Source organism: Comamonas testosteroni (assembly GCF_030505195.1).
In the GTDB taxonomy this organism is placed as follows: Bacteria; Pseudomonadota; Gammaproteobacteria; order Burkholderiales; family Burkholderiaceae_C; genus Comamonas; species Comamonas testosteroni_G.
This window is the reverse complement of sequence record NZ_CP129672.1, coordinates 5,369,911-5,387,945: the sequence shown is the minus strand read 5'-3', so window position 1 is coordinate 5,387,945 and position 18,035 is coordinate 5,369,911. Positions and strand designations below refer to the sequence as shown.

The window sequence follows — 18,035 nt, the reverse complement described above, 5'->3', positions numbered from 1 at the left end:
CAATAGAGGCACGCCCTGCACTGACGTGTAGCACTTGGATCTTTTCTCATTCAGGCCCGCGATATTGCGGGCTTTTCTTGAGCATCAGAGGTCATGACCCCGCTTGCACTCAACGGCGTGGCATACAGCCAGTTCATACAGCCAGTTCATCCCGCCAGGTCATGCAGCAGCACATGATTGACCATGAAGTCACTTGAAGCTTTAAGCTTGCATGCATGACCTCTCAATCACCACCGCAGAACAGGTTCTCTTCACTCATGCTGCGGGTGCCGCCGATGGCGCTGTTCGCTGTGTTTGCCGTGGCAATGTGGCTTCTCCCCGATATCCGGCCGATCAGGTTCACTGCTTCATGGATGGCGGCCCTCATGCTCGCCGCACTGGGCGCAGCGTTCTGCCTCGCCGGTGTCTGGGCTTTTCAGCGTGCCCGAACCACAGTGAACCCCACCACCCCGGCAGCATCGACAACGCTGGTGGTCAGCGGGATCTATCGGGTGACACGCAATCCGATGTATCTGGGCTTTGCGCTTTTATTGCTGGCACTCGGCATATATTTGGGCAAGCTATCAGGATTGCTCCTTGTGCCGCTGTTCATGGCCTACCTTCAGCACTTCCAGATACGACCAGAGGAAAGAGCGCTGCAGGCGCGATTTGGTGCTTTGTTCGCGGCCTATGGCCGGCAGGTACGACGCTGGCTATAGAAGGATTCAAGCCGGCCCGGGCCACGCCGGCCGGTATTGACTGCGCACTCGACGCCGTGCACTGCTGCCTTGCAAGCAGACAGACAAAGTCAGGCAAGCCTCAGGCAACCCCCTTGGCTGTATCGATGTTGGCGCGGCCCAAACCTCTATTCAGGCCGGTTATCCAGAGATTGCAGGGCATCAATGCCTGCCACGGACAGATCAGCGGGGGCGCATAGGCCACACTTGCGCATCTGATTCTTTGCCCCACGATCTCACCAGCAAGTGACTTGATCGAGCGGCCCAGGCTTGCTGCAGCCGGTTTTCTACGTCCAATCGTCTCTGACCTCGTAAATGACCCAGGCCACCAGCAAGACGACCAGTTGCAAACCAATCAGTTGAATCATGAGAGTAGACATCGCCGCTCTCCTTGAGTGCTTCGATGCAGTCATGGTCCCACTTCGGATGCTCGTCAGCAAATGAAGACAGCTTGCACTTCGCGGGCTTTAGCCGCTACACATTGGGCTGCTCTATCGGATCGCCCGGCAGCTCTGCAGGCGGTTGATCATTGGGAGGATCAATCGGATCCGGCTTGGGTTCCGGCTCTTTGAGCGGGTTCTTCTGAAGAGTCATGGCGGCCATCTCCTTGCAGTGATGAAGTCGGTGCCAAACAGATTGGCGAATGAGTCATAGACACAATGGGTAGCAGCACCATCGATCTCAGGCAAGCTGCGGGCAGCATTCGGTGAGACTCAGGATATCTCGAAGATGTCGCCATCCGACAATGCCGCACTCTCATGGTAGATGTCGTAGAGGTATTGGGGCAGCTCCTCATAAGTGATCTCAGGAGGGACGGCCAGATCCACCGGGCCAAGCTTTCCATCGAGTCCAACCGCAAAGCAGCGCCATCCCGAGTTGCTGCGCTCTATGGCCAGGATGTCGCCAAACACGTTGAATCGGTACTTTTCCATCGCTGCTCCACTATTGAGCCTTGCATGCTAGCCGCATCTGCTCGCCAGTCTCGGACAATCTGTGGCTCCTGAAATGCCGAACCTGTGCGTCAAGAGCCATCAGCCAGAAGCCTTGTCAGAGCCGATGGAAAGGCGGCATCGCGGTTTTTCGTAGCACTCGCACCCGTCCAGTCCATGCACCAAAGCTGACGTTTTACTTATTGGATAAGGCTTCAAGGTTATTAAAAAGAGTACTGTGGCCCTTGGCGATCAATCTTGATTCGTCATCCAGGACTGGAGGTCTATATGCCGGATAGCCGTATTCCCCCGCCAATCCAGAAGTTCTGGGAAACCACCAAGGAGCTGTTCTCCATGGAAAAGGATTTCCCTGCGCCGCCTCAACTAGATCCGCAAGAGCCCACGGACATGGAAAAGAAGCAGGAGGAAGAGAGACTGCTGCGCATGCGCCACAACTACCGATATTGGTAGCCTCGTCTCTTGAGTCCAGCCTTGCGATTGGTTTTCAACCACCTCGACAGGTGGTTTTTTGTTGCCTTGAGATACAAAAGCAGGAGCACCGGGCCGGCTCAAGCCTAGGCCGAAGTGAAAGAGCAGCGATAAGATGAATCGAGAACCGTAAAGCTGGGGACGAGACTCGCAGCAGAATCAAATGGATCACCCAGGAGCCCCATGAAAAACAAAGTTGTGCTCATCACCGGAGGCAGCCGAGGCATTGGTGCAGCCACTGCCCTGCAAGCAGCAGCGGCAGGCTGGGATGTACTGCTCAGCTTCCATACAGACCAGACGGCAGCCGATGCGGTCGTCTCGCAAATAACGGAAATGGGCAGGCACGCCATGGCCATTCAGGCGGATATGGGCTGCGAAGAGCAGATTCGCCGTCTTTTTGCCGTGGCAGATGTGCAGTTCGGGCGCCTGAACGCCTTGGTCAACAACGCAGGTATTGTGGACACTGCACAGACGCTGGCCGAATTCAGTTCGCAGCGCCTTGAGCGAATGTTTCGCATCAACACCATAGGCGCTTTTCTCTGCGCTCGCGAAGCGGTGCTTCGAATGAGCACTGCCAACGGCGGCCACGGTGGAGCCATCGTGAATGTGTCCAGCATTGCTGCAAGACTTGGCGCGCCACGCCAGTACATCGACTACGCGGCATCCAAGGGGGCTGTGGATGTGATGACTCTGGGGCTGGCCAAGGAAGTGGCTGCGGAAGGCATCCGCGTCAACGCTGTCCGCCCCGGTCTCATTGAAACGGATATTCATGCCAGCGGGGGGCAGCCGGACCGGGTTCAGCGCCTGGCGGCTGGTGTTCCCATGAAGCGCGGAGGAACGGCTCTTGAAGTTGCCAATGCAATCGTATGGCTCATCTCGGACGAGTCGCCATACACCACAGGCAGCCTGATCGAGATTTCGGGCGGCAACCTCTAACCGGGCAGCCGCCCAAGCACGGCCAGCCCTCTGGTGCGGGCTTTCATATGTTCTTGCGCTTGAGGCTTACGCGGCAGCGGCCGCCTGCGCTGGCACCTCTACTCGGGAATGGTCCTGAGCTGGCAGCAGTGAACGACTGGATGTGGAGTTCGTGTCGTTGGCGCATGCAGTCACAGCAGGTGACGCGGCATTTTGCGTCAGCCCGGACGTACCGGCTCGCTGCCCCCTGATGATCTGGCAAACCGCGGCGTTATCTGGTTCTCAGCCTTCGCTCTAGCGCGCCAGTCGAGTCCTGTCATTCAGCGATGGCCGTGCCCATGACTGCCACCCGGGCGATGGCCTCCATGCGGTGGACGGTGATTTCCATGCCCTCCATGGCCTGGATGCGGCCTGTAGTGCGGTGGACGGTGCGCGTGATGATGGTGGTAGTACCCAGGCCTATATGCAGGACGCCCGTAGTAGTAGGAGCCGCCATAAGGCTGATAGATGTAGGTATCGCTATACCCGTAGCTGTATCCAGGGCCTGCCGCGTAGCAGCCCGACAAAAGCAAGACGAGCGCAGAGACTCCAAACAGTTTCTTCATGTGCGAAGTCTAGACGTACCAACGTCGCTCGGGTTTTCAATGTGTAAGCACGGTTTTTTGCAGACAACTGCCAGCATCTCGAGAAGTTTTCCTTTGACCTGCTCCACAACGTCCGCCACCTGGCGAAGGTGCGCCGGCTGCATCCGAGGAATGCAAGCAGATGGCCACATGGCCGCTTGACGGCAAGCTGGCCTGCTTTTGCAGCTTCTGCCTGGTCTGCACAACTATGGAGGATGGCAGCTGTGTCCCGCCCCAGCAAAGGCACTGCGCAATGGGTTCACCTGCCCAGGCATGCGTGCCCGGTTGCCGAATTACCGCACAGCCGCACTGCCGCACTGCGTAATGTTTGACGCGTGACGCTGCGCTAATAGCCCCAGCTTTGGCCTCCCGGATAGGTGCGCCCGCCGCTCAATCCGGAGCCCGGCCACGGCCACAGGCTGCCTTGATTTTCATGGCCCTCGTTTCCGCGATCACGAAAGTGTTCCCGGTCCCAGTCGTTTTCAAAATCGATCGAGCGATCCCGCTGTTGAATATCGTTGTTTCGAAGATCCTGATCCGCATTCTTCTCGACCGGGTGGGAACCTGGGTCCACGCCTTGCTCATTGACCGGCCTCTGCATCACGCATCCGGTCAATATCAAGGCAAACGCAGTCAGTGCAACTAGCTCTTTCATGGCAGCCCTTTCTACAAGTGGCTCTGACAGCCTATTCCTGCCGACGGATACGCGTGTAAAGCGATGTTCTTCGGCACAGCTGCAGGCTCGCGCATGGGTGCCTGTGCATTGAGCAACTCCTGCATCGACCAGCTCCTGCATTCAAACTCGTAACATTCTCAGCAGTGCAAAGATGCTGAAAGCTCTTTTCCCCCGGCCCCTGAAACGCGCTCGGAAAAAGACTGCGCAACTACTCTTTTGCCACAGCAGGCCTGCCGTCAGACCAGGTCACCACAACCAATGAGATACCGCCCAGTATGGCGGCACCAGCCAGAGTCAGCCGCATGGTCCAGGGCTCTCCCAACAGGGACACGGCGCCGATGGCGGCCAGCAAGGGAACGCTCAGCTGTATGGATGCAGCAGCCCCCGCCTTCAGCTGAGGTAGTGCCGCATACCATGCGACGTAGCCCAACCCGGAAGTCAGTATCCCGGAGCACAGCGCATACATCAATCCCGCCGTGCTCAATGAGGCTTGCCCCTGCACCAGCACGAGCATCAGCAGCGAAAGCGGTACCGTCCGCAAAAAATTGCCTGCCGTCACGCCAACGGGATCGGTTGCGCCCTTGCCGAGCAAGGAATACAGCCCCCAGGCAATCCCTGCCAGTAGCATGAGCAAAGCCGCCCCCAGGGGCGGAGCCGAGAGCCCGGGTCGCAGCAACACTACCAGGCCGCCGAAAGCCAGCGCCAATCCGCCCCATTGCCGGGGTGCGAGTACCTCGCCGCGACAAAGGCACACTCCCACCATCGTTGCCTGCACTGCGCCGAAAAGCAGCAAGGCACCGACACCGGCCGACAAACTCCCATAGGCGAAGGAAAACAACGCCGCATAAGCGAACAGCAAGCCCGCCGACGTCCAGTTGCCAACGCCAGTAGAGGGTGCGCGTTTCAGGCTCACGACCAGCGCCAGCATTGCCGCGCCCGAAGCCAGGCGCACTGCCGTAAAGCTCGCGGCATCAATGGAGTGGGATTGGAGCGCAAGGCGGCACAACAGCGAGTTGCCGGCAAAGGCCAGCATCGCCAGACCAGTCAACACAGTGGTGTGAAACAACGGCATCACAACCTCGTAGATAGACCAACCCGGGTATTTTTCCATGTCATCCGCCCATAACCAAGCAACTGCTGTCTTGATGGAGATAGCCCCCGCCTTGCTGTCGGCGCCAGCCCTATGCCAGCGGATCGGAGATTCAGCACGGCAGACAGGAAGAACACGGGTGGGTGCAGCAGGCGCCATCAAGTTCACGAGGTGTCTTGAAGAGCAAAGCCCCGATCTCCAAAGCAACCGACCTGACGTTCGGATTCAGGAATCAAGCCAAACCAGGACCTCTGTGCATCAATTGCACACTTCCGGGCACTTTCTGTGGCTCTGAGAACGAGGGAGGTGAAATTTCCGCGACAGCTAGAGTCACCATAATTCCTTAAACCTGACATGCATCATGAAAGAGGAAGGGTGGGATGGAGTTCCTAGGCAATCAAAGCGCCCAGCTGAGGATGATGAAATGCCAGATCATGGCGCAAGAGGCACTTCTCATTGCCCTGATCGATACGCTGGATGACAACAAAAAAAGCAATCTGCAGCACAACTTCAGCCAACGCCCCGAAAAGATCAAGGCGGAGGTCTTGAACTCGATGGCGACAGATGAGCTCTACGAGCGTCTGCTGGAGCACCTGGACAGATATTCGAAGACCGTCAACTTGCGCCCTTGACTTGTTGCACAACAGAGACCTGCCCGCCATGACGCGGGCTTTTTCTTTGGCGGGGTGCATGATGCTAGCTGGATGGGCCACAGCGTCAAACCATCTTCCCAAACCGCAAGGCATCCGACGATTCCAAGGACAGGAGCTTGAACACCGGCATCACCGGAGCGGACCTGCCGGTTTGCTCATATGCGAATCCGGGTGACGTAGATCAGACACAAGGCATGGCAAGGACTTGTGAGATCACACGCAAGGATGTATGAATGCTGACTGCTGGTTGTCGCTTTGCAATCCAGGAACAGGCAATGCTGCTCCGTTTCGATCTTTGATCGAGGAGGCTCTGGTCAGATGTTCTCGAACAATGACTTCATCTTGGTTCTGACGCCGTCGCTGGCGATACTGGTTCTGGCTGCCATATTGAGCGTTGCCTGGCTTGTCCAACGATCTCAGCGCTTTCTGCTTTGGCAATCTTGCGCCTATTCACTCACAGCACTGCCTCTCGGGGCGCAAAGCCTGCTCCCGCTCGAAGAACTCAACCGCTACGCCCTGCTCATCGGCAGCTTCTACCTGCTGAGTGCGTGGTGTCTAGCCAGAAGCTGGGCAGAGCGCTGGCGTGTATCCACCCAACCGCATGCAGCATTGCTCATCGCCATAGTCACCCTGGCTGCTCTCTATCAATTCAGCCAGATCGAGCCAAATGCATGGGCCCGGGTGAGCTCTTTCAGCGTGGGTTCCAGCCTTGTTTTGCTGCTCCCTATCTTGGAGGTCCGATCGAAGAAAAACTCATTTGACTGGCTCGATCAATCGCTGCTCTGGCTGAGCATCCTCTTTACCGCCTACACCTTCACTCGACCCGTCTTGATCTGGTTGCTGGGATATTCCGATCTCCGTTCCCTGCCAAGCTCGCCCTATTGGATCCTGACGCTGCTGAGCATTCTGAACTTCTCGCTGCTCTTCACCGTGGTGATGACCGCGATAGCGGTGAAGGAAACGGTTGTCAAGCTGCGCATGGAACGTGACTTTGATGCTTTGACGCAGATACTGAATCGGCGCTCCTTTCAGGAATACGCCCAGAAGCGTCTTGACGACCTGAGGCTCTATCCCATGGCTGTGCTGGCCTGCGATATAGATCACTTCAAACGCATCAACGACGCCTGGGGCCACGAGCGTGGCGACAAGGTTCTGCAGCTTGTCTCGGCGATTTTGCAAAGCAATATGCGAGAACACGACCTTGTCGCCCGATTTGGCGGTGAAGAGTTTGTGATTTTGCTGACGAACATTGCTCTGAAGGATGCCGAAGCCATCGCCCGGCAAATCCAGCGTGACATCGGCTCAAGCAATGACATTCTTCCATCAGGCTACAGAATGACCATGAGCTTTGGGCTTTCATCGATCACCCAGGCTTTTCAATTTGAGCGGGCCCTGAAGGAAGCGGATCAGCTCCTCTACCAGGCAAAGAATGCCGGGCGTGATCGGGTGCATGTGTCTGGAGTGGACTATCCGGATATACCGATCGAAAGCACACTGCAGCCAGACAAGATGGCTGCTTGATCTGCTGCGGCGACTCCTTGTCCCTCGGAATAAGGGTGTCACTTGATCCCCGTCCATCGCCACACGCCGCATCAGCGTATTTCAGCTTCTGACCACCAATGGATGGTCGCGCCGCATCCCGGACCGCCAATTTTTTGAGCGCCTTGTCTCAGCATCTCAACAAGTGGTCGTAGCCGTCTCCCAGGACCAGGTGGTCGGGTTTGCGCGTGCAATCACTGACGGACTGTCCAATGGCTATCTATCGATGGTTGTGGTGGCTGCGGAATGGAGAGGCAAGGGAATCGGCACAAGCCTGGTCGAAGAGATTGTGAGCGACGACGAAGGCATCACCTGGATGCTGCGAGCCTCTCGCTCGCAAGCACAAGCGTTTTTCTCGAAACTTGGATTTACGCCATCTGGCGATGCGATGGAGCGGGCCCGGAAACGCATAGGCTAGCAATACCGCCAATGGCCTGTGTGGGTCGCCTGCAAGCGACAGCCTTCGGCGCCAGCAGCAGACAACCGACAGACAGTATTCACAGGCCCTCGGATGCACATCTGGGATACGCGCGCGGCCACCTTTCATCAGCACCGCTGACAGCAGGTACTCGAGAAACGCATCATGCTTCCCGGTGATCGGCCGCCCCAAACTTCCAGTACCCCTTCGCGCTCACGACGTGCCTGGGCAATTCTCGCTCTTGAAAGTAATGATGCTTCAGGCTACGGATGGCCGCAGACTCTCCCGCAATCCAGATGTAGCCAGGCCCTGTGGGCAAGGGACGGTGCAGCAGTGCCTGGCACAGGCTCAGACCTGGCTCCGGCTGGGCGTTGATCCATTGGACGCGCAGCTTGGCCAGGCTGTCGATAGGCTGATGCTCACTTGGCGAAAGCACTTCCGCATAGACCTTGGCATTGATGTCGGCGGGCAAACGGCTGGCAATGCTCTGGATGCCGGGCAAAGCGGTTGCATCGCCTGCCAGCATGACCCATTGTGTATTGCCGGGGAGCAGGAAACCGCCGCTGCGAGGCCCTGCGATTCCGATGTGTTCGCCAATCAAAGCCCGAGATGCCCACTCAGAGGCCGGACCGGAGCCGGATCCTGCTCCATGCAGAACAAAGTCCAGATCCAGCGTTCCGGCCTTGAAGTCGACACTTCTTATTGTGTAGGCACGCCCTTGCCCGGAGGGAAGAAAGACTTTGACCCAGGCGGCAGGTTCATCGACTCCTTCCACTTGAAGAAATTCTGCGATCTCGTCACCGCCCACAGTGATTCGTCGCATATGCGGTGTGATGGAATGAACTGCCTGCACGACTCCCAGGGCTTTTGCCGTGCGAGGCTTGTGGTCGATTTCATGCATGGCGCACTCCTTGGGGTAGGAAGACCTGCGGGGATGAGGCAACAAAGATGCCGGGCCATTCAGAAGACCGCAAGGCCGCCGCTGACTGCGCCCCGATGATCGGAAATCCGGTGAACACTGCCTGTGTGACAGGACGCAGCTTGATTGATGCATTGGCGGCAGGCGGCTGACAGGCCGCCGCAGCCACCGCCTCATGAGAACGAATGGACATCTATCACTCCAAATATGAGCATTTGCTCGATATGTGAAAGAATATGAGCCATTGCTCATATTGAAAACTCGCGTTCGGACAGACCTATGCCGCCCCTGCCTCAACCACGACGAATCCCTCGCCAGAACCGCTCACGGGCCTTGGTCGATGCAATTCTTGAAGCTACGGCTCGCGTTTTGAGCGAGCGCGGCTATGCAGGAACCAATACCAATCTGGTTGCCGAGCGCGCTGGGGTCAGCGTCGGCTCCGTCTACCAGTACTTTCCCAACAAGGATTCCCTGATCACGGCCCTGCATGAACGGCATGCAGTAGAAATGCACGCTGCCATGGAAACCGTCCTGGCGGGCACCACGTCGCCAGGATTGCTGGAGCGGCTGGCAGCCATCGTGCATGCATGGCTGGCGGCGCATCAGGTTGCTCCCGAGTTGCACCAGGTGCTGGAGAAAGAGTTTCCGTTCTTTGATGCACCATCGGATCAGAGCGCGGCCGATCAAAGCATTCATTGCCGCATTCGTCAGCTGCTGGAGGAACACCGGGATGAGGTCGTCCAGGAAGACCTGAATCTCGCCACCTGGATGGTGTTACGGACCATGGAGTCATTGATTCATGCCGCGGTCATTCCCCCTGGGACGCCACACTCAATCCAGAAGACCGAGCAGGCCATCGTGGAGATGCTGATGGGCTATCTCTGTGGCGGCTCGCGGGAGCAGCCAAGGCCTTGGCATGAAAATAGTTTGATGGAATCGGAAACTCCATTGCGCCCAAGCAAGGCCTGTCCAGTGGTCATTCGGAACCGAGGCGCCATCGAAATATTGGCATTTGAGCACCCGCTGGCAGGTCTGCAGCTTGTCAAAGGCACGATTGAACCGGGCGAAAGCTCTAGAGAAGCGGCATTGCGCGAATTGCGCGAAGAAAGTGGACTTGAAGCATCTGAAGTCTTGCTGGATCTGGGAGTATGGGCATCTGGCTACGTGGACCAAATCTGGGCATTCCATCTGTGTGCTGTGGGAAGTTCATCCGAATCCTGGACATATCGGACCGGCGATGATGGCGGTCATGACTTCAAGTTCTTCTGGCATCCGCTTGCACAGCCGCCAGATGAGCGATGGCACCAGGTGTTTCAAGGTGCGCTGAAATACATCGCAAGCAAGTTATCCGCGTGACGTAGTTGGCAGCTCTGAGGTGGACTTTTCCCACAGTCGGCCTCATTGCAGACTGCGGGACAAGGCATCGGATGGAAGCCGGATGAGGCAAGCTCGCTCGGGTCTTGCGGCAGGCCGTAAAGCGACGCTCTTCGACCGCACCATCCCCAAGATCAAGATCGGCGCCTGTGCCCGATAAACAGCTTCAGTCTCCTATAGCCCAGCACGATGCCGGTCAGTGCCAGAGCCAATGTACCAATGCTCAGCAAAACAAGGATGGCATCACGCGGCCAAGCATGGCGCAGCATCCACGGCAGGTCCCAACTGTGCAGGAAATTGAACAGCCACCGCCCTGTACGCTGCCTTTGGTCTAGGCTCAGCACCACATCACCGGAGTCCGGGCTGATGTAAACGATAGTGTTTCCCGGATCTTCAAACTGCATCCTAAGCACAGGCAGACCACGCGCTGCTGCTGAATACATCGAGGCCTCACCCCGGCGGTAATAGTAGGAGTCGTACTCGTTCAGCAACGTGGTCGAACGAATGGCAAAAGGTAACAACTTCTTCGCCGCCTGCTCTAGTCTCGAGCGGTCAAGTTCCCTCTCTACCTGCGGTGGAGCAAGGTTTGCGGACAGGACGCGAGTCTGCCCCACTCCATTGAAAGCCAGCAGGTAGGGCTGCCCATCCAACACTTTCCATTCGACCTCGCGCGTGTCAAACCCCTCGGCACCGAGCCGTGTCAGCGCTTCGAGCGTGGTGAGCCTGAAGGGATTGCTTCCTGCACTTGCATGCTGGTAGGCACGCAGGTCGGGACGAGGTCCTTGCGGGCTGAAGATCCCCAGCGGATTCATGGACATCAGGCCGCTGAAGATCCAGCAAATCATCATCACTCCAAATACGAGGCCGGTGATGTGATGCCAGCGCATCTGGAACTCACGGTATGGGGTCTTGGCTCCAGATTTGTAGCGTCCGCTGAAGCGCCATCGCCAGATGCCCACCAAGGCACCGGCAATGGCAGAGACGGTTCCCAATGCCGAGAGTGCGATGACCAGCCAGCTCCGCACAGGGTCCTTGGAGCCTTCACGCAGCATATACACCCAGTGAAGCCAGGCACCCACATAGTTCCAGTAGCGTTGATGGCGCGTTACATCCATGACCACCTCGGCGGTGGTCGACGAGATGTACAACAGGCTGGATGCGGAATCGTCCATCAGGACCTTGATGAGAGGCCGATGGGGATCGAGCGAGGCAGAATGCGTCCAGCGATCGTCTTGCGTGCGACCTTGCAGCAATCCATTGGCTCCGGACAGGAACACCTGGGCGCTGCGCAAGGCCGCGGCGTCGTCGGGCGGCGGCACAACAACGCCCGTGCCGGCATCCACCACTCGCAGCGTGCCGTCCGCTTCCCTGAGCCGGTAGCTGGGGCGGCCCGCAATAGTGGTGAGCATGATCTGCTGCACCTTGTCAGCAGACTGACTTTGCTTCAGAGCTGCCTCAACAGGCAGGTAGGTCTGGCCTGGGCTCAGTGAAGGCAATGCCTGCAGACGCTCGATCGGCTGCAGTTTGGGGTAGCCGACAAAGAGCATCACCACTCCGCTGAAGAGCCAGAGTGCCATCAGTACACATGCAGCCACCCCGGTCCATCGATGCGCCAGAAACACAAGCCGTTTGGCATGGGCGGAAGTCCACATCGGCGGCCCGCTCAGAAACGATGGTTCAGTGTCAGCTCAACACGCCGCCCTTCCCCGACGAACCACTGCGTGTTGGTGTAGTAGGAGGTCGTGAAGTAGTGCTTGTCGAAGATGTTGAAGCCGCGCAGCGTGAACGTGGTGGCCTTGGTTGCCTTCCATTGCAGCGCCAGGTCTGCCGTGGTGTAGGCAGGCAGTTTCAAGGTATTCGCATTGTCTGCATAGCGCTTGCCCACATGGCGAAGGCCGCCGGACAGCGTCCAGTCAGGCGCAACTTTCCAGCTCACCCAGACATTGGCAACACGCTTCGGCACGTCCGTGGGAATATTGCCATTGCGTGAAACAGCGATGCCGCCCACGGACTCGCTGAAATCGTCATAGCGAGCCTTGAGCAGCGCAAAGTTGGCATCAATCTGCACGGCCTTGCTGACTTGCATCGACAGGGTCCCCTCGATGCCCTTGGAGGAGCGTTCGCCAACCTGTATGCGCAAAGCGGGGTTTGCAGGGTCTCGCGTCAACAAGTTGTTTTTGGTGATGGAATACGCTGCAAGCGTCCAGTCGCCCTTGCCGTCCCAGAAGGATTGCTTGATACCGACCTCAAACTGTTTGCCGCTCGATACGTCGAAGACGGAATTAGCCGCCGACAACATGAGCAGGCCGCTCACTGGATCTGCGGCCTTGGATGCCTGCGCATACAGGGATAGCTGAGGACTTAGCTTGTAGACTGAACCAAGTCGCCAACCGGTGTTGGAGTAGCTGCGTTTGAAAGCCTGATTGCCCGCCACCAGATCCTGGCGCGATAGGTCCGCATGGTCGAAGCGAGTGCCCGCCACGACAGACCAGCGATCTGTCAGTTCAAACCGGTCTTCCGCAAACAGCGCATATTGCTCGGCCTTGTTTTGATAGCGCGGAATGAAGGGTACGGAACTGCTGTAGTAGCCCGGGACGGGGTTATAGGGATCGACCGGACCGGAGCTGCCGGTGTAAGTGTTATTGGTGTGCTGAAACGATGCTCGGTTGACGTCGAAGCCCAGGGAGAGCTGGTTTGGACGTCCGAGCAAGCTGCCATGGAAGGTCACATCCGTGGTGTTGCCTGTCTGCGTCTGGTCGTGACCGATCTCGGTGTTGTCCGAGCGGTCAATCAATCCCGTGGTGGCGTTGTACCGATACGCTTCAGCATTGCGCCAATAGCGCTCGCTGCCAATGTGATAGAGCTTGCTTCGCACGACGATATTGCTGCTGGGTGCCCACTGAGCAGCCAGTTCGGTCCAATGATCCTTGAACTCGATGCGGCTGTCGGCAACGTTGTAGTTGCGCTCTCGGATCGCCGGGTCTTGTACTCCGTTGATCAGCGGTGTACCGAAGTAACGCATTGGCTTTTGCCGGCCCTGTGCGTGTGACAGTTGCAAGTTGAAGTCAGGTGTCACATCCCAGCGCAAAGCGCCAGAGATCGTCCGATTGCTGGAATCGCCACGATCCACCCAGCCATCCGATTGATCGCCACTGACATCCAGTCGATAGGACCATTGCTCATTGATCGCGCCTGCGCTGCCAAAGGCCAATGCACGTTTGCCTTTGGTTCCCACCGTGGCCTGGACTTCATTTTGAACAGGCCCACGCGTGGGCTTTTTGGGGATCACGTTGACCACGCCACCAATAGCGCCATCACCGTAGATCACGGATGCGGGTCCGCGCAGCACTTCTATGCGGTCGATAGACCAGGTGTCGAAGGGAAAACTCACACCGACGCCGCCGTATTGGCGCGTACCGTCGTATAGACGCATGACCGAGGTGGAGTCTGTAAAACCTCGTGCCGAGAGCGCGCTGCCACTGTTGCCCGGATGTCCCAGACTGGTGATGCCGGTAGATCGCGTGATGGCGTCTACCAGAGAAGTGTCGCCGCGAGCTTCCAGTTGCTCGCACGTGGTCACCTCGACACTGGCCGGAGTGTCGCGTGCATTGAGGTCGAGCCGGCTGCCGGTGCCCACTGAGCGCTCCAAAGGAGTGTTCCCCGATGAACGTACGGTAACGGCTTCCAGGGTGACGTCAGTTTGAGCCCAGCTGGCAGAGCTCGCCACTGCAAGAGGAACAGCCAGTGACAGATGGGCCACAGCCAGGGCCACGCTGTTGCGTTGAAAGAAGGCGAGCGAAAGAGAACTCGCGTTGCCATTGGGCATCGCGCCATAAAAAGGATGGGTCATGAACTATCTGCGTGCAAGTGAAATCGGCCGTGCAGGACTGGGCCCGACGGCAATAGGCTGTCTCCGCCATCGATTGGCGGCACAGTGGACTTACACGAGTGTTGGAGGCCCTCGCGGGGGCAAAGGTGCCCCCACCAGCGCGGCAATGCGCGCTGAAACTACAGACTGTAGCGCCAAGCCGAGCGGCTGTGGCTGCTCAAGATGCGGTGATGAATAGGTCGGCGGGGCCGCGATGGTCAGACACAAGGGACAGTCCAACGAATGATGCAGCCCTGGCGCGGCCTCGCCGTCCTCATCAAGCACGATCACCTGCATGCTGCCACTTGAGGTACAGACCACCTCGATGGCTTTTGGATGCACTATGGGCGAAGCCATTGCAATACTCAACGTCAGCATGAACCACGCCAGAACCAGGCGGATCAGTGACAGGGAGTTACGCAGCGCTTGCATGGTTGCGCATTATGAGGCCTGCGACGTAGGCCTAGAGTTGTCGATTTCTCGTTACTTTGCGCTATCGAGGAGATGCAGCCGTGTGCGGCCGCGTCCTCGAAAGTGCTCACAACAGAAAAATCGCAGTTTTGAGCGATGGTGACCGTTGCAAAGCCTCTGTTCTGCCAAGCAGTCGGCCGTGCCAGCATTCCAGAGGCAGACATTCATGGGCTGAGCTTTACAGGGCGAGCACGCAGGCGTGTCCGTGACATGCGCGCAAGCGATCCGCACTGCCTGAAAAGATGTTGAACTCCGCACACCTTCTCGGTGCCGGTCACTTCACGTAAGAAATCAACGTTTGCGTCGACCATTGGCGACAGCTGCAAGCAGCACCTTGTCGTTGGCTGCCGCCGCCCAGGCGCCACTAGAGTGAACCACTGCGCTATCCTTGCCCGATGAAAAGCTGTCTTGACGCCGCTCCCACCTTCATCAAAGTTCTCCCTGTCAAACCTCTACAACCGGAGTTCATCAACCTGATTGACGATGCGCGTGACAGTCTAGTGCAGGAGCTCGGGGCACTCCTCGACAGCCTGTATCTGTACGGCAGCGTGCCCAGAGCGATGGCCCAGCCCGGAAAGTCGGACCTGGATTTGACGTTGGTGCTGTCGAGACCGCTTTCCACACCAGAGGCTGAATCTCTTGAGCGTGTCCGTTCCAACCTGGAAGCTGGCCATCCTGAAGTCACCAAGGTCGATTTGGATCTAGGTGTGCTTGAGGATGTACTGAACCCGGCCAATTTGTATAGCTGGGGCTATTGGCTCAAGCATGAGTGCCGCTGTATTTACGGTTCCGATCTGGCACGTCGGTTTCAGGCATTTCAGCCCTCACCCGCAGTTGCGAAAGCCGTCAATGAAGACTATGCCCAGGTTCTCCGTGACTACGTGATGCGTATCTCTCAAGCACATGACGAAAACGCAACGAAACGGCTGAAAAAAGAGGCCGCAAAAAAGCTGGTTCGCGCAACCAACGTCCTGCGCCTTGAGGCAGACCGACTATGGCCTGAATCTCTGGAGGAATACGCCAATTTTTTCTCGGGCCGGTTTCCTGAAATGGCCGAACAAATGGAATTCTTCCTTGAACATGCGAAAACGCCCTCGGCAACGAACGACGCTTTCAATCTGAGGCTGGTGTTCTTTGTTGACTGGATGCAACAGCTCCAGTGCTCATCCGCGACTGCTTAGAGCTACACAGCGACGGCAGCAACCGGCTATGGATTCAACCGATGGATACATCACACGTAATGGCGACTAGATGATTACCTTTGATTTCAATGGCGAATCCCAACTGGTGACATCGACCGACCACATGAGTCGGCTGCTTAGTCAGTACAACAAAACGCCGGAATTTGAGCTGTGGGCTACATCTTCCAATGGCCCTTCACTCTGCATGCTTCGGAATGGCGGCCATGCGTGGCTTATGTATCTGCGGCAAGCAGGAGATAGTGGTTTCTCTTCCCGGTCAGGGACCAACTGCGAGACCATCGTGGAGTACCGTCTTGCGAATGGGCAATGCGATGAGTATCCTCTCGCGTGGTGTATTGACGTCAGGCAGTGCTATGAGGCATTCGCATTTTTCTTTGAGAATGCTGGTGCAAGACCCGAATCGATCTTGTGGAAAGAAGACTGACTGTGAAGACGCTCCCGTTGCATACAGTCAATGACAGCTGATGGCTTGGGCTATTTAGTCCTTTGCGTACACGCTAGTGGACTGCTCTGGGTCGAACAGAGACAGCAACTCTCGGCCAAAAGCAGTCCACGTGTTTCAAGCAGAATGTGCTCTCGCCTTTGGACTGCCAGAAATTGGAGACAGTAGAGAGAGCTGCCCTACTGCCCTAGCACCATGAATCAGATATCTATCCGACCAATGGGCATTGGGGACTACGACAGCGTCACCGCAATGATGAAGAAAACAGACGGGGTTACTTGTCGGGATGCAGGTTCACGGGAAGCTACTCAGCGCTACTTGTTGAGCAACCCCGATTTGAGCTTCGTTGCGTTAGAAGGCGACCATATCGTCGGATGCATCATGTCAGGCCACAATGGTCGTCGCGGCTACTTGCAGCACCTCGTAGTCCTGCCCACACATCGCAAACGCGGCATTGCTTCCCGCTTGGTCGAGGGCTGCCTGGAAGGACTTGAAAGGCTCGGCATTCACAAGAGTCACATCGATGTTCTTCAGGAGAACCATTCTGCCCACGGCTATTGGGAAGGCAGAGGATGGAAGTTGAGGACGGACATTCGTCGTAATTCTTTTGTGCGCTCTGGCAGTGATAACACCTAGGGACAACCAGCAGACATCCTCGGACGTCTGCATGGGTCTATTCTCAGTCAACGACTTGCAGGTTCAGTGCACGCGTGTTTCATAGGCTCTAATGTCAACCATTCTTCGCGCTATTGCATCGCTGGCCGTTCTTCTTTTTTCATCCCTGGGCTTTGCCCAGACGTTGAGTTTGACCTTTGACGATGGTCTGAACCCCGACAAGCAGGTCCAGGCGCAAGTTTGGAATCAGCAGATCATTTCCAGCCTCAAAGACTCCGGCATCACAGCGATGGTATTCCCCTCGCTCATTCGCATAGGCGGTGATCAAGGGATGGGGCTCATCATGGATTGGGCCAAGGCAGGTCATGCCGTAGGCAACCATACGGCGACACACCGCAGTCTTGCATCCCCCGAGACGACACTGAGCGAATTCATAGTGGATGTGAAAAAGGCCGATGCGGCTCTGCGTCACATTCCGACTTGGGTGCCGATGCTTCGTTTTCCTTACCTGAAAGAAGGTGATACGGCGGAAAAGCGTGACGGCATCCGGTCCTGGATGAAATCAAATGGATATAGACCGGCACCAGTCTCCATTGATGCCAGCGATTGGTACTACAACCAGATCTATTCCTCGCTTCTACGAGCGGCTTCGCACGACAAGGCTGTCCGGGTCAAGTTGGCCTACATTGAACACTTGCTTGACCGGGCTACTTACTATGAAGGCCTGGCCAGGCAGGTACTTGGTCGAAGCCCTGCGCATGTGATGCTGCTGCACACCAATGAGATCAATGCGGCAGCCTTGCCTGATATCGTTTCGGCCTTTCGCAAGCAAGGCTGGACGTTCGTACCAGCAACAACCGCATTCAAAGATCCTGTCTATTCTTCGCAACCTGACACATTGCCTGCTGGCGAAAGCGTCGTATGGGCAAGCGCAAAAGCGCGCGGCATTTCAGGCCTGCGCTATCCCGCCGAGGACTCGGCCTATGAAGAGCCCAAGCTCCGCTTGGAGTCACTAATACCCTAGCCGTCCTCTTGGGGCCGTTCCGAGACGGTCGCCCACCGCCCGGAAGCAGTGGTCAGGATTGTTCGCTGGTGC

The 18,035-nt window shown here is 57.1% G+C and carries 20 protein-coding genes and 1 pseudogene; 12 read left to right on the top strand and 9 right to left on the bottom strand.

The genetic code is table 11. The annotated features are described in order from the left end of the window. The first annotated feature begins 215 nt into the window (after positions 1-215). Entirely contained in the window at positions 216-698 is a 483-nt protein-coding gene (locus QYQ99_RS24950; protein ID WP_302090474.1) for a methyltransferase family protein, read from the top strand. 731 nt (positions 699-1,429) lie between these two features. On the opposite strand, the gene QYQ99_RS24945 is transcribed toward QYQ99_RS24950, so the two are convergent. Beyond that, positions 1,430-1,648, bottom strand: a complete 219-nt coding sequence (locus QYQ99_RS24945) for a DUF7661 family protein (RefSeq protein WP_003074408.1) — start codon at positions 1,646-1,648, stop codon at positions 1,430-1,432. Between the two features lie 255 nt (positions 1,649-1,903). Between QYQ99_RS24945 and QYQ99_RS24940 the strand changes: the two genes are divergently transcribed. Beyond that, positions 1,904-2,116 (top strand): hypothetical protein, encoded by a 213-nt coding sequence (locus QYQ99_RS24940; RefSeq protein WP_302090473.1) that lies wholly within the window; start codon positions 1,904-1,906, stop codon positions 2,114-2,116. Positions 2,117-2,317: 201 nt separating this feature from the next. Beyond that, complete coding sequence (locus tag QYQ99_RS24935; RefSeq protein WP_302090472.1) at positions 2,318-3,070, top strand: SDR family oxidoreductase; 753 nt, start codon at positions 2,318-2,320, stop codon at positions 3,068-3,070. A gap of 295 nt (positions 3,071-3,365) precedes the next feature. Here the strand turns inward: QYQ99_RS24935 and QYQ99_RS24930 are convergent, their stop codons facing one another. The 3 genes from QYQ99_RS24930 to QYQ99_RS24920 form a co-directional block, all read right to left on the bottom strand. Beyond that, positions 3,366-3,545, bottom strand: coding sequence for a hypothetical protein (locus tag QYQ99_RS24930; RefSeq protein WP_302090471.1), 180 nt, complete (start codon positions 3,543-3,545; stop codon positions 3,366-3,368). Between the two features lie 473 nt (positions 3,546-4,018). Further along, positions 4,019-4,327, bottom strand: coding sequence for a hypothetical protein (locus tag QYQ99_RS24925; protein ID WP_302090470.1), 309 nt, complete (start codon positions 4,325-4,327; stop codon positions 4,019-4,021). Positions 4,328-4,556: 229 nt separating this feature from the next. Next, positions 4,557-5,420, bottom strand: a complete 864-nt coding sequence (locus QYQ99_RS24920; RefSeq protein ID WP_302093265.1) for a DMT family transporter — start codon at positions 5,418-5,420, stop codon at positions 4,557-4,559. 452 nt (positions 5,421-5,872) lie between these two features. Between QYQ99_RS24920 and QYQ99_RS24915 the strand changes: the two genes are divergently transcribed. The 3 genes from QYQ99_RS24915 to QYQ99_RS24905 all read left to right on the top strand — a co-directional run bounded on the left by QYQ99_RS24915 (position 5,873) and on the right by QYQ99_RS24905 (position 8,048). Next, positions 5,873-6,070, top strand: a complete 198-nt coding sequence (locus QYQ99_RS24915) for a hypothetical protein (protein WP_302090469.1) — start codon at positions 5,873-5,875, stop codon at positions 6,068-6,070. A 339-nt stretch (positions 6,071-6,409) separates the two neighbouring features. After that, the gene (locus QYQ99_RS24910) at positions 6,410-7,612 is read left to right on the top strand and encodes a GGDEF domain-containing protein (RefSeq protein ID WP_302090468.1); all 1,203 of its coding nucleotides are present in this window, start codon (positions 6,410-6,412) and stop codon (positions 7,610-7,612) included. Positions 7,613-7,667: 55 nt separating this feature from the next. Further along, positions 7,668-8,048 (top strand): GNAT family N-acetyltransferase, encoded by a 381-nt coding sequence (locus QYQ99_RS24905; protein ID WP_302093264.1) that lies wholly within the window; start codon positions 7,668-7,670, stop codon positions 8,046-8,048. A 163-nt stretch (positions 8,049-8,211) separates the two neighbouring features. Here QYQ99_RS24905 and QYQ99_RS24900 read toward each other — a convergent pair whose 3' ends face one another. After that, entirely contained in the window at positions 8,212-8,949 is a 738-nt protein-coding gene (locus QYQ99_RS24900; protein WP_302090467.1) for a siderophore-interacting protein, read from the bottom strand. After that, positions 8,942-9,160, bottom strand: a complete 219-nt coding sequence (locus QYQ99_RS24895) for a hypothetical protein (RefSeq protein ID WP_302090466.1) — start codon at positions 9,158-9,160, stop codon at positions 8,942-8,944. The genes QYQ99_RS24900 and QYQ99_RS24895 overlap by 8 nt, the downstream gene beginning before the upstream one ends. A 50-nt stretch (positions 9,161-9,210) precedes the next feature. On the opposite strand from QYQ99_RS24895, the pseudogene QYQ99_RS24890 reads away from it, so the two are divergent. Both QYQ99_RS24890 and QYQ99_RS24885 read left to right on the top strand, forming a co-directional pair. After that, positions 9,211-9,849, top strand: a pseudogene (locus QYQ99_RS24890) (TetR/AcrR family transcriptional regulator); the annotation flags it as partial. Further along, on the top strand, positions 9,832-10,323 hold the full coding sequence (locus QYQ99_RS24885; protein ID WP_367882860.1) for an NUDIX hydrolase: 492 nt from the start codon (positions 9,832-9,834) through the stop codon (positions 10,321-10,323). The pseudogene QYQ99_RS24890 and the gene QYQ99_RS24885, both read left to right, overlap by 18 nt. A gap of 152 nt (positions 10,324-10,475) precedes the next feature. On the opposite strand, the gene QYQ99_RS24880 is transcribed toward QYQ99_RS24885, so the two are convergent. The 3 genes from QYQ99_RS24880 to QYQ99_RS24870 all read right to left on the bottom strand — a co-directional run bounded on the left by QYQ99_RS24880 (position 10,476) and on the right by QYQ99_RS24870 (position 14,641). Next, complete coding sequence (locus QYQ99_RS24880) at positions 10,476-11,993, bottom strand: PepSY domain-containing protein (RefSeq protein WP_302090465.1); 1,518 nt, start codon at positions 11,991-11,993, stop codon at positions 10,476-10,478. 11 nt (positions 11,994-12,004) lie between these two features. Beyond that, complete coding sequence (locus QYQ99_RS24875; RefSeq protein ID WP_302090464.1) at positions 12,005-14,191, bottom strand: TonB-dependent receptor; 2,187 nt, start codon at positions 14,189-14,191, stop codon at positions 12,005-12,007. Between the two features lie 90 nt (positions 14,192-14,281). Continuing rightward, positions 14,282-14,641, bottom strand: coding sequence for a DUF2946 family protein (locus QYQ99_RS24870; protein WP_302090463.1), 360 nt, complete (start codon positions 14,639-14,641; stop codon positions 14,282-14,284). Between the two features lie 434 nt (positions 14,642-15,075). Here QYQ99_RS24870 and QYQ99_RS24865 point away from each other — a divergent pair, with 434 nt between their 5' ends. From QYQ99_RS24865 to QYQ99_RS24850, 4 genes are all read left to right on the top strand, one after another. Continuing rightward, the gene (locus QYQ99_RS24865; RefSeq protein ID WP_302090462.1) at positions 15,076-15,861 is read left to right on the top strand and encodes a nucleotidyltransferase domain-containing protein; all 786 of its coding nucleotides are present in this window, start codon (positions 15,076-15,078) and stop codon (positions 15,859-15,861) included. Between the two features lie 70 nt (positions 15,862-15,931). Continuing rightward, positions 15,932-16,306 carry an Imm1 family immunity protein gene (locus tag QYQ99_RS24860; protein ID WP_302090461.1) on the top strand — a complete coding sequence of 125 codons (375 nt, stop codon included), beginning with the start codon at positions 15,932-15,934 and terminating at the stop codon, positions 16,304-16,306. A gap of 213 nt (positions 16,307-16,519) precedes the next feature. Further along, entirely contained in the window at positions 16,520-16,960 is a 441-nt protein-coding gene (locus tag QYQ99_RS24855; protein WP_367882824.1) for a GNAT family N-acetyltransferase, read from the top strand. Positions 16,961-17,051: 91 nt separating this feature from the next. Next, entirely contained in the window at positions 17,052-17,963 is a 912-nt protein-coding gene (locus tag QYQ99_RS24850) for a polysaccharide deacetylase family protein (protein WP_302090460.1), read from the top strand. The last annotated feature ends 72 nt before the right edge of the window (positions 17,964-18,035 follow it).

Coding starts and splice junctions, on each gene's coding strand:
- QYQ99_RS24870 (WP_302090463.1), bottom strand. CDS start 14,641: ATGCAAGCGCTGCGTAACTCCCTGTCACTGATCCGCCTGGTTCTGGCG.
- QYQ99_RS24855 (WP_367882824.1), top strand. CDS start 16,520: ATGAATCAGATATCTATCCGACCAATGGGCATTGGGGACTACGACAGC.
- QYQ99_RS24875 (WP_302090464.1), bottom strand. CDS start 14,191: ATGACCCATCCTTTTTATGGCGCGATGCCCAATGGCAACGCGAGTTCT.
- QYQ99_RS24895 (WP_302090466.1), bottom strand. CDS start 9,160: ATGTCCATTCGTTCTCATGAGGCGGTGGCTGCGGCGGCCTGTCAGCCG.
- QYQ99_RS24935 (WP_302090472.1), top strand. CDS start 2,318: ATGAAAAACAAAGTTGTGCTCATCACCGGAGGCAGCCGAGGCATTGGT.
- QYQ99_RS24915 (WP_302090469.1), top strand. CDS start 5,873: ATGGCGCAAGAGGCACTTCTCATTGCCCTGATCGATACGCTGGATGAC.
- QYQ99_RS24925 (WP_302090470.1), bottom strand. CDS start 4,327: ATGAAAGAGCTAGTTGCACTGACTGCGTTTGCCTTGATATTGACCGGA.
- QYQ99_RS24885 (WP_367882860.1), top strand. CDS start 9,832: ATGCTGATGGGCTATCTCTGTGGCGGCTCGCGGGAGCAGCCAAGGCCT.
- QYQ99_RS24900 (WP_302090467.1), bottom strand. CDS start 8,949: ATGCATGAAATCGACCACAAGCCTCGCACGGCAAAAGCCCTGGGAGTC.
- QYQ99_RS24865 (WP_302090462.1), top strand. CDS start 15,076: ATGAAAAGCTGTCTTGACGCCGCTCCCACCTTCATCAAAGTTCTCCCT.
- QYQ99_RS24880 (WP_302090465.1), bottom strand. CDS start 11,993: ATGTGGACTTCCGCCCATGCCAAACGGCTTGTGTTTCTGGCGCATCGA.
- QYQ99_RS24910 (WP_302090468.1), top strand. CDS start 6,410: ATGTTCTCGAACAATGACTTCATCTTGGTTCTGACGCCGTCGCTGGCG.
- QYQ99_RS24950 (WP_302090474.1), top strand. CDS start 216: ATGACCTCTCAATCACCACCGCAGAACAGGTTCTCTTCACTCATGCTG.
- QYQ99_RS24920 (WP_302093265.1), bottom strand. CDS start 5,420: ATGCCGTTGTTTCACACCACTGTGTTGACTGGTCTGGCGATGCTGGCC.
- QYQ99_RS24930 (WP_302090471.1), bottom strand. CDS start 3,545: ATGGCGGCTCCTACTACTACGGGCGTCCTGCATATAGGCCTGGGTACT.
- QYQ99_RS24850 (WP_302090460.1), top strand. CDS start 17,052: ATGTCAACCATTCTTCGCGCTATTGCATCGCTGGCCGTTCTTCTTTTT.
- QYQ99_RS24945 (WP_003074408.1), bottom strand. CDS start 1,648: ATGGAAAAGTACCGATTCAACGTGTTTGGCGACATCCTGGCCATAGAG.
- QYQ99_RS24860 (WP_302090461.1), top strand. CDS start 15,932: ATGATTACCTTTGATTTCAATGGCGAATCCCAACTGGTGACATCGACC.